Origin of the sequence: Paralimibaculum aggregatum (genome assembly GCF_030270585.1) — a bacterium.
Classification (GTDB): Bacteria; Pseudomonadota; Alphaproteobacteria; order Rhodobacterales; family Rhodobacteraceae; genus Thermohalobaculum; species Thermohalobaculum aggregatum.
This window is the reverse complement of record NZ_BSYI01000020.1, coordinates 26,027-36,082: the sequence shown is the minus strand read 5'-3', so window position 1 is coordinate 36,082 and position 10,056 is coordinate 26,027. Positions and strand designations below refer to the sequence as shown.

Sequence of the window (10,056 nt, the reverse complement as noted above, 5' to 3'; positions counted from 1 at the left end):
ACCGTCTCCCGCCCCATCGCTCAGGCCGGCGTCTGCACGGGGAGGCCGAGCGCGGCGCGCCGGCGCAGCCAGGGGCTGGCGCGATAGCGATCCTCGCCGGTCACCGCCTGCAGCCGGTCGAGCACCTCGAGGCAGCGCTCGCGCCCCATCGTCTCGGCCAGCGCCAGCGGCCCCTGCGGATAATTGAGCCCGAGCGTCATCGCGGTGTCGATATCCTCCGGTGTGGCAATGCCCGTCTCGGCCATCGCGCAGCCGAGATTGGCCACCATGGCGCAGATCCGCTGGCCGACGAAACCCGGGCTGTCGGTGATCGCGGTGACCTTGCGCCCCGCCGCGACCAGCGCCGCGGCCACCGCGCCGCGGATCGCCGGGTCGGCGCCGGGGGCGGTCATCAGCGTGATGCGCGCCGCGGGCGCCCCGGCGTTCGGGCCGGCCAGGTCGAGGCAGACGAGGCGCCGGTGATCGGCACCGCTCTCCACCGCCACCGCGGTCGCATCGGCGCCGAAGGGCGCTGCCAGGATCGGGCAGGCGCCGTCATCCGCACCCACCGCGAGCCCGGCCGCCCGGCAGAGCGCCGCCAGCGCCGGCGCCTCTCCGGCCAGCGCCGCGCGGCGCGCGGGGGCGGCTTCCCCCTGCCAGTCCGGCGAGGGCGGATCGGCCGCCCGCCCTCCGGCATAGGAATACCAGCCCTCGCCGGTCTTGCGCCCGAGGAGACCGGCCTCGGCCATCGCCCGGTGCGCCGGTGTGGTGGCGAGCCGCGGGTCATGGCCGAAGCCCTCCCAGACGATCCGCGTCACCGGGTAGTTCACGTCCATCCCCGTCAGGTCGAGCAGCTCGAAGGGGCCCATGCGAAAGCCCCAGCAGTCCCGCATGATGGCGTCGATCTCGGCCGGCGTCGCGACCCGCTCCTGGGCGATGCGCAGCGCCTCGGTGGTGAAGGCGCGCCCGCCGAGATTGACGAGGAAGCCCGGGCTGTCCTGCACCACCACCGGGGTGCGGCCCATGCGCCGGCCGAGCGCCGCGAGCCGCGCCAGCGTCTCCTCCGAGGTCCAGACCGTCCGCACCAGCTCGACCAGACGCATCAGCGGCACCGGGTTGAAGAAATGCATCCCGGCCACGCGGCCGCGATGCGCGCAATCCCGCGCGATCGAGCGGACCGGAATCGACGAGGTGTTGGAGGCGATCAGGCAATCCGGCGCCACCGCCGCCTCGATCTCGCGGAACACCGCGCGCTTGACCTCGAGATCCTCCACAACCGCCTCGATCACCAGCCCGGCGGGGGCGAGTTCGGCGATCCCGGCCACGGCCTCGATGCGCGCGAGCGCGGCGCTCTCGGCCGCGGCGTTGATCCGGCCCTTCTCCACGAGGCGCGCGAGACGGGCGGCCACGGCCTCGCGCCCGGCCGCCGCGGCGCCGGCGCGGGCGTCCTGCAGCAGCACCCGAAGCCCGCCCTGCGCGGCGACCTGCGCGATGCCCTGGCCCATCGCGCCCGCGCCGACAATGCCGACAACGGGACCGGCCACCGGATCGGATGCGGATGCGCCCGCCGATACCATTCCGTCTCCTCCCCGCGGACCTGTTCCCGTCCCTGCCTCCGATCTGACAGCATCTCGTGGCTCGGCGAAACATATTTCTGCATTACGAAACGTGAGCCCGTGCCGGCCGTAAGCGGCCGCCCATGCGTGCGGAGAAAGCCGGCGGCAGTCCGGACGGTCGTTGACAAATACCTTGCAGTGCAAAATCATGTTTCGTGGGTTGCGATGGTCTCCGCTCCGCGACGAGCCAGCCCGCGGCGCGGAAATCGGCTTCCTGCGGCGCTCGGCCTCGTCTGCGCCGGGGCGTTCCTGGCCCATGCTTGGCGAACGGAACCGGCGGCAGGACGGCAACAGGAAGGCTGAGATGGGCGATCGGGAGACCCGCGACCGGCAGTTCGTCACCTCGCTGGCGCGCGGGCTGGAGATCCTGCGCAGCTTCGGGCCGATGGATGCGGTGCTCTCGACCCAGGAGATCGCCGCCCGCACCGGCCTGCCGAAGCCGACCGTCTCGCGCCTCACCCATACGCTGATCGAGCTCGGCTACCTGCTGCCCTCGACGCGCACCGGCAGCTTTCGCCTCGGCCCCGGGGTGCTGGCGCTCGGCTATGCCATGCTCGCCGGGGTGGAGCTGCGCGAGCGCGCCCGGCCGCTGATGGAGGAGCTCGCCAAGCGGGCCGGCATAACCGTGGCGCTCGGCGCGCGGGACCGGCTCTCGGTGGTCTATCTCGAGGTTGCCCGCGGCGGCCAGACGATCACGCTCTCGCGCACCGTCGGCGCACGGCTGCCGATCCAGTCGACGGCGATGGGCCGGGCGATCCTCGCCTGCCTGCCGGGGGCCGAGCGCGACTATCTGCTGCGCGCGCTGGCCGACCGGGTGCCGGCGGACATGCCGGCGATCCGCGACGCGGTGGAGGAAGCGCGCCAGTCGCTCGCCGCGCATGGTTTCTGCACCGGGTTCGGCAACTGGATCCCGGATGTCAACGCGGTGGCGGTGCCGGTGCTGCCGCTCGAGGGCGACGACCTCTTCGCGATCAATGCGGGCGGGCCGTCCTTCGCGGTGCCGCGCGAGCTGCTGACCGAGGAGATCGGCCCGGCGCTGGCCGAGATGGCGCGCGGCCTCGGCCTGCCTCCGGCGCTGAACCGCTGAGCCGCCCCGGCGAAGGGCGCCGCCTCACTGGGTGCCGGTGGTGAAGCCGGCGAGGTGGCGCGAGACCACCTCGAACCACTCGCCGCTCTCGCGCATCTCGCTGAGCCCGCGATTGATCAGCGCCAGATGGCTCTGCCCGAGCGGGCTGGAGCGCGGGCTGATCACGTGCAGCGTCAGGATGTCCGCCAGCTCCGGCAGCTCGGCGACCTGGCCGATGAGCCCGGCCTCGGCAAGCTCGCCCTCGACCTGCGTCACGCTGAGGCTGACCACGTCGATCTCGCCGGCGACGAGCCCCGCGAGGCACTCGGCCGCGGTATCCGGCGTGACCAGGGTGACGGCATCGGCGCCGAGGCCGCGCTGCTCGAGGTCGAAAAGCTGCATCCCCGCCGGGCGGCAGAAGGTCAGCCCGGCCAGCTCAGCCTGATCGTGCACCGCCTCGAGCGGGGTGCCGGACTTGACGAAATAGCCGATCACCACCTCGTGCAGCGGCTGCGACCAGGCAAAGTCGGTGCAGCGGCTGCGCAGTTCCTGGTTCAGCAGGTCGGGCTTGTCGCAATTCGGCTTGAGCCAGGGAAAGCCGAGATCGAAGGCCCCCTGCGGCAGCAGGATGGAGAGATGGGCATTCCAGTCGTTGATGAAGGCGACCTGGGTCTCGGCCGCCGGGGCGGCGGTCTCGATCGCGCGCAGCACGACATCGGTCAGCATGCCGCGCTCCGGCAGGTCCTGCCCGGTATAGGGCGGGTAGCTCCCCGTCAGCAGGCGGATCGGGGCAGCCTTTGCAGGTGCCGCGGCGGCGGCCTGGGCCGGCGCATCCGGGTTGGGCGCGGCCGCTCCGCCGATCGAGCCGAAACCGCTGTCGAGCGACAGGGCGAGGCGGGGGATCGGCTGATCCGGCGCCGGCTGGGCCAGCGGCCGCGGGGCGCTCTCGGGCAGCAGCCGCGCCGTCACCGGCTGATCGAAGCCGCCGCTCTCGCCGGAGCCGGTCGTCGGGGCGGCATCGGCGGCCCCGGCACCGGCCGAGGTATCGGACGCCGCGGCCCCGGAGGCCTGACCGCCGGCGGGCAGGCCCGACTGCCGATCGCCGGCGCCGCCGCTGCTGCCCGGGGCGGGCTGGATGCTGCTGCCGGCCGCGCCGCTGGCGCCCGGGGCGGGCTGCACGCTCGAGGTGCCGCGCGCGCCGGGGGCGGGCTGGACATTGCCGATGCGCGGGCCGGCGGCCGAGGCGCCGGGCGCCGGCTGCAGGGTGCCGGCCGGCGCCGGCCGGCTCGTCGTCGTGCCGGAACTCGAGCCCGTGCCCGTGCCGGTTCCGCCGGGCTGCGGGGCCGGCAGGCCCGGTTGCAGGCTCTGCCCGCCGGCCCGGGCCGGCTGCAGCAGCGTGGTCTGGCGCGCGGTCTGGCGCGTGGTCGCGGCGGGCTGCGCGGCCGGGGCACCGGCGCCCGGCTGCGGCCCGATGCCGGGCTGGATCGGCTGGCGCCCGGGCTCGGCGCGCGGCGCCGAGGTCGCCGCCTCGAGCATCGCGAGGCGCACCGTCTCGGGCTGCGGGATCACCTCGGTGCGCACCACCCGGCGCGGCCGCGCGCGGACCGCTGCGGCCGGCGCCGGTTCGGCACCCCCGGCCGCGGCCTCTGCCGTGCTCTCGGCCGCCTCCGTGCTCTCGGCTTCCGTGCCGAACAGCTCCTCCTCGCTCGGCTGCGGCACCGGGGCGGGCAGGGCGAACTGCTCGGCGCTCGGCTCGGGCGGCTGCAGGATCGCCTGCTGCTCCTGCACCTTGCGGGTCTCGGCCTCCTGGCGCGTGCGCGGGCCGGAGCCGTCGAGGCAGGGGATGAACAGCCGCTGCCCGACGAGCAGCAGCGAGGGGGTGGAGAGAATGTCACGATTGGCGTCGAAGATGATCTGGTAGTTGCCCACCGTATAGGCGTCGAGCGCGATCTCGCGCAGGGTGTCCCCCGGCTGCACGTCGTAGAACTCGCCGCAGGGGATCTGCCGCGACTGGGCGCTGGCGCGTTCGGTGCCCGCTGTGATGGCGAGCGATGCAGCGACCGCGATGATCGCGAGACCCTGTCCCGACCGTCCTGTCATGCCGTGCTCCCGATTTTGTTGACCGGCGCCTGCTCAACGCTCGCCGTGGAGGACACCACGATGCAACTTGGAGCGGAGATTAGCAGATTGCCGGGGGGTGACAACCTTAAGGGCCGTCTCCCGTCGATCTCGCAACCCTCTCGCGATGCGGCTGCCGCGGCGTCCCCCCTGGCGCCGGCGCGGGCCGGCTCAGGAGCGCCCGGTGCCCGGCGCGGAGCCGGCCTCCGGCGGTGTCGCACCCGGCGTTCCGGGCTCGCCCGCTTCGGCCGGCGGCAGGGTGCCGGCGGCCGCGGTGTCGAGCCCGGTATCCATGATCGCGCGCACCTTGCGCCAGCTCCCCTCGGTGGTGAAGAGCAGGAAATACAGCGTGCCGACGCGCCGGCGGAACAGGTTGGCGAGGCAGGGCCGGCCCAGCTTGCGCGCGGCGGTGATGCGGTGGCCGCCATCCACCACCACCCAGCGCCCCTTCATGCCGATGCGGCAGATGATCGGCGCGGTGGAGGAATAGCCGGTCTGGCGGATCGAGCGGATCAGCCGGGCAAGTCGCGGACTGGCGAAGCGCTCGTCGTTCGAGAGCGGCAGCGCCGGCAGCAGGTCGAACGGCACCTCCACCGCGGCGAGACCGTCCTGGAAGGAGATCCGGTCGATGTCCTCGGCGCTGCGGAGATACTGGACTTTCGGGGCTGGCATGCGATCCAATTCGGCGAGCCTTCGGGGGGTGATCGGGATGTTGACTATACAACTATGCCGAATCTGGGATTGAGGCAAACCATACATGCGTGACGGGCCGGCGCTCCGGCCCGGAATGCGGGCATCGCCGCACACCCCGCCGCACGCCCGCATGCAGACAACGCACAGCCCGGTTTCTCGCCTTCCCCGGGGGGAAGGTCCAGTGACATTTCCGTTGCAGCGCCCCGGCCCGGGGGCGGGCCCGGTCAGACCGTACGCAGATAGGCGTCGTATTCGGTGTCGGGCACCCGGGCGAGCAGCGTCGCCCGCTCCTGCCGCTTGATCGCGGCGAAGATGCGCGCGAACTCCGCGCCGAGCCAGCGCGCCACGAAGGGGCTCTCGGCCAGCGCGCGCTCCGCCTCGATCCAGGTCAGCGGCAGCGGCAGGCCGTCGCCGAGATCGGCCTCGGCGGGCACCGGCGGTGGCGGCGCGAGGCCGGCCTCGAGCCCGGCCAGCGCCCCGGCCAGCACCGCGGCGGCGACGAGATAGGGGTTGGCATCGGCGCCGCTCACCCGGTGCTCGATGCGCGCGCCGGGGCCGGCGGTCTCGGGCATCCGGAGCGCGGCGCCGCGGTTGTCGAGCCCCCAGGCGGCGGCCCGCGGCGCATAGGAGCCCGGCATCAGCCGGCGATAGGAATTGGCATGCGGCGCGAAGATCAGCATCGCATCGGCCATGTGCGCGATCAGCCCGGCCAGCGCGTGGCCTGCCCGGGGCGCGGGTGCGGGGCCGTCGCCGGCATCGAAGAGCGCCCCATCCGGCCCCTTCAGCGAGAGATGGACATGCAGCCCCGAGCCCGCCTGCTCGCCATAGGGCTTCGGCATGAAGCTGGCATCGAGCCCCGCCGCCCGGGCGACGCCGCGCACCGCGCGCTTCAGGATTACCAGATGATCGGCGGCGGCCAGCGGATCCGCCACATGCACGAGATTGACCTCGAACTGGCCGGGGCCGAACTCGGCGATCGCGGTCTCGACCGGCGCGCCGGCGGCGCGGGCCGCCTCGGTGATGCGCGCCATCACCGGCTCGAAGGCGCGCAGCCGCTCGAGGTCGTAGATCTGCGCGCGGGTGCGGGAGAGGGGCTCGCCGTCCGGCCCCGGCGGCGGCGTCGGCCGGGCCGGATCGACGAGGTAGAACTCCAGCTCGAAGGCCATGGTCGCGATGATGCCGCGCGCCGCCGCCTCGGCCACCACCCCGGCCAGCACCGAGCGCGGGTCATAGGCGCAGGGGCTGCCGTCTTCCTCGGTGAGCGTGCAGATCAGCTGCGCCGTCGGCCGCGCCGCCCAGCCCATCGGCGCGAGGCTCTCCGGCACCGGCAGCAGCAGCCCGTCCGGGTCGCCGCGCTCGATCGCGGTGCCGCTCTCGGGCACGTCGGCGCCGAAGATGTCGAGCCCGAGCGAGGAGACCGGCATCTTCACGCCGCCCTTCGCGAGGCCCTTCAGCTTGGAGGCCGGGATCAGCTTGCCCCGCGGCACGCCGTTGAGATCGCTGACGAAGACCTCGGCCGCCTCGAGATCGGGCATCGCCGCCTGCAGCCGGGCGAGCGCCTCGGCGAAGCCGCTCATGCGCCGGCCCCGGCGCGGCCGGTGAGGCGCGCGTAGAGGCAGATCATCTCGAGCGCCAGGGTGGCGCCGGCCAGCGCGGTCACCTCGGCATGGTCGAAGGGCGGGGAGACCTCGACGAGATCCATGCCGACGATCCGCGTGCCCCCGGCGAGGCCGAGGCGGCGCAGGCACTCCTTCGCCGTCCAGCTCGAGAGCCCGCCGCAGACCGGGGTGCCGGTGCCCGGCGCATAGGCCGGGTCGAGGCAGTCGATGTCGAAGCTGAGATAGGCCGGCCGGTCGCCCACCACCCGGCGGATCTCCGCGACCACCGCGTCCGGGCCGTTCTCGTGCACCCAGCCGGCATCGCGGATGGTGAAGCCCATCGGCGTGTCGTTGGTGGTGCGGATGCCGATCTGGATCGAGCTCGCGGGGTCGATCAGCCCCTCCTCGGCGGCGCGGCGGAACATGGTGCCATGGTCGAGCCGGTGCTGCTCGCGGCCCTCCGCGCCCCAGGTGTCGGTATGCGCGTCGAACTGGATCAGCGAGAGCGGCGCGCCGTGCCGGGCGGCATGGGCGCAGAGGCTCGGATAGGCCACGAAATGGTCGCCGCCGAGGCAGAGCGTGGCCGGCCCCGCGGCATGGATCGCGCGGAGCGCCGCCTCGATCTCGCCGGGGATCCCGGCCGGCTGGCCATAGTCGAAGCTGACATCGCCCCAGTCCGCCACCCGCATCGTCTCGAAGGGGTCGAATTCCGAGGGCCAGGCGCGTTCCCAGGCCAGCATCGCCGAGGCCGCGCGGATCGCCCGCGGCCCGAGCCGGGTGCCGGGGCGGTTTGAGACGAAGGCATCCACCGGCAGCCCGACGATCGCGAGATCGACCCCCGCCAGATCGCCCGCATAGGGCAGGCGGCAGAACGAGGTCGCCCCGGCCCACATCGCCGCGGCATGGCGGTGGCCGCGGTCGAGCGCCGGCTCGGTGCGGTGCTGGTCGGTCGCGGGCTGGTCCTGGTCGGTCATCGGCTCCTCCACTCGGGAAATGCCAAAGCACAGCCCCCGCCATTGCGCAAGCGGCACGCCCCTTGACGGCACCCGCGCGGGCCCGCACCTTCTGTGCTCCAGCAGCCCCGGAGACCCGCATGGACAGCCCCCGCAACCTCCGCCCCACCGCCGAGTACCAGGCGATCGACGCCGCGCATCACTGGCATCCGCAGACCGACATGGCGGAGGTCAACGCCCGCGGCAGCCGGGTGTTCGCCGGTGCCGACGGGATCTGGCTGACCGATACCGAGGGCGAGCGGCTGATCGACGGCATGTCCGGCCTCTGGTGCGTCAATGTCGGCTACGGGCGCGAGCGCATCGCCGAGGCGATGTATCAGCAGGCCAAGGTGCTGCCCTATTACAATACCTTCTTCCAGTGCACCCATCCGCCCGCGGCGGAGTTCGCCCAGGCGATCGCGGAGGTCGCGCCGGAGGGTTTCTCGAAGGTGTTCTTCGCCAATTCGGGCTCGGAGGCGAACGACACGGTGTTCCGCCTCGCCCGGGTCTACTGGGACGTGATGGGCAGGCCGAGGAAGAAGACCTTCATCGCCCGCAAGAACGGCTATCACGGCTCCTCGGTGGCCTCCGCCTCGCTCGGCGGCATGAGCTTCATGCACGCGCAGTCGGGCCTGCCGATCGCCGGGGTGCACCATATCGGCCAGCCCTACTGGTTCGGCGAGGCGGAGCCCGGCGAGAGCCCGGCCGATTTCGGCCTGCGCCGGGCCCGCGAGCTGGCGAGCGCGATCGACCGCATCGGCGCGGAGAATGTCTGCGCCTTCGTCGCCGAGCCGATCCAGGGCGCCGGCGGCGTCATCATCCCGCCGGAGACCTACTGGCCCGAGATCTCCCGGATCTGCGCCGAGCGCGAGATCCTGCTGGTGGCCGACGAGGTGATCTGCGGCTTCGGGCGCACCGGGCGCTGGTTCGGCTCCGAGACCTTCGGCATCAAGCCGGACCTGATGCCGATCGCCAAGGGCATGACCTCGGGCTACGTGCCGATGGGCGGCGTGCTGGTGCATGACCGGGTGGCCGGCCCGGTGATCGAGCGGGCCGGCGAGTTCGCCCATGGCTACACCTATTCCGGCCATCCGGTGGCCTGCGCCGCCGGGCTCGCCAATCTCGCGATCCTGCGCGAGGAGGGGCTGGTGGACCGCGTGCGCGAGGATATCGGCCCCTATCTGCAGGAGCGCTGGCTGAAGCTGGGCGAGCATCCGCTGGTCGGCGAGGCGCGCATGGTGGGCCTGATCGGGGCGCTCGAGCTGGTGCGCGACAAGGAACGCCGCACGCGCTTCGCCGAGGAGGGCCGGACCGGCACCGAGGCGCGCGAGCTCTCGCTGGCCAACGGGCTGGTGATGCGCGCCACCCGCGACACGCTGCTGATCGCGCCGCCGCTCTGCCTGACCCATGAGGAGGCGGACATGATCGCGGAGCGCGCGGCCCGGACCCTCGACGACCTGGCCGATGCCAAGGCCCGCGCCGGCGAGACCTGAGCCGATGATCCGCACCCTGCGGGTGGCGGACCGGGCGCCGGTGGCGGCGCTGCTCGGCGCGGCCTTCGCCGGCACCGAGGAGGCCGGCATCGTCGCCGCCCTCCGCCTCGCCGGGGACATGGTGCTGGAGCTGGTCGCCGCGCCCGAGGAGGCACCGCTCGGCTACATCGCCTTCTCGCGCATGGCCGCGCCCGCCGGCACGCTGGGGCTGGCGCCGCTCGCGGTGCATCCCGCCTGCCAGCGCCAGGGGATCGGCGCGGCGCTGGTGCGCGAGGGGCTCGACCGCGCCTCGGCGCGCGGCTGGAACGGGGTCTTCGTGCTCGGCGAGCCGGCATATTACGCCCGCTTCGGCTTCAGCCTCGCGGCCGCCGCGCCCTTCGGGAGCCGCTGGCCGGCGAGCCACCTGATGGCGCTCGATCTCGGCGGGCTGGAGGGGAAGGGCGGCCCGCTCCGCTATGCCCCGGCGCTCGAGGGCGGCTGAGCGCTCCCGGCAGGCCCCGC

At 73.5% G+C, this 10,056-nt stretch carries 8 protein-coding genes; 3 read left to right on the top strand and 5 right to left on the bottom strand.

From position 1 onward, the window contains the following. Positions 1-20 precede the first annotated feature (20 nt). On the bottom strand, positions 21-1,556 hold the full coding sequence (locus QSJ97_RS13460) for a 3-hydroxyacyl-CoA dehydrogenase (protein WP_285672294.1): 1,536 nt from the start codon (positions 1,554-1,556) through the stop codon (positions 21-23). 343 nt (positions 1,557-1,899) lie between these two features. Here QSJ97_RS13460 and QSJ97_RS13455 point away from each other — a divergent pair, with 343 nt between their 5' ends. Next, positions 1,900-2,682: an IclR family transcriptional regulator gene (locus tag QSJ97_RS13455; RefSeq protein WP_285672293.1), complete on the top strand. Its 783-nt coding sequence runs from the start codon at positions 1,900-1,902 to the stop codon at positions 2,680-2,682. 24 nt (positions 2,683-2,706) lie between these two features. On the opposite strand, the gene QSJ97_RS13450 is transcribed toward QSJ97_RS13455, so the two are convergent. From QSJ97_RS13450 to speB, 4 genes are all read right to left on the bottom strand, one after another. Then, positions 2,707-4,761, bottom strand: coding sequence for a hypothetical protein (locus QSJ97_RS13450; RefSeq protein ID WP_285672292.1), 2,055 nt, complete (start codon positions 4,759-4,761; stop codon positions 2,707-2,709). Between the two features lie 189 nt (positions 4,762-4,950). After that, complete coding sequence (locus tag QSJ97_RS13445; protein ID WP_285672291.1) at positions 4,951-5,451, bottom strand: ParB/Srx family N-terminal domain-containing protein; 501 nt, start codon at positions 5,449-5,451, stop codon at positions 4,951-4,953. 245 nt (positions 5,452-5,696) lie between these two features. Beyond that, on the bottom strand, positions 5,697-7,049 hold the full coding sequence (locus QSJ97_RS13440) for a glutamine synthetase family protein (RefSeq protein WP_285672290.1): 1,353 nt from the start codon (positions 7,047-7,049) through the stop codon (positions 5,697-5,699). Beyond that, the gene (gene speB / locus QSJ97_RS13435; RefSeq protein ID WP_285672289.1) at positions 7,046-8,044 is read right to left on the bottom strand and encodes an agmatinase; all 999 of its coding nucleotides are present in this window, start codon (positions 8,042-8,044) and stop codon (positions 7,046-7,048) included. The genes QSJ97_RS13440 and speB overlap by 4 nt, the downstream gene beginning before the upstream one ends. 119 nt (positions 8,045-8,163) lie before the next feature. On the opposite strand from speB, the gene QSJ97_RS13430 reads away from it, so the two are divergent. Further along, entirely contained in the window at positions 8,164-9,555 is a 1,392-nt protein-coding gene (locus QSJ97_RS13430) for an aspartate aminotransferase family protein (protein WP_285672288.1), read from the top strand. A gap of 4 nt (positions 9,556-9,559) precedes the next feature. Next, entirely contained in the window at positions 9,560-10,036 is a 477-nt protein-coding gene (locus tag QSJ97_RS13425) for a GNAT family N-acetyltransferase (RefSeq protein WP_285672287.1), read from the top strand. The last annotated feature ends 20 nt before the right edge of the window (positions 10,037-10,056 follow it).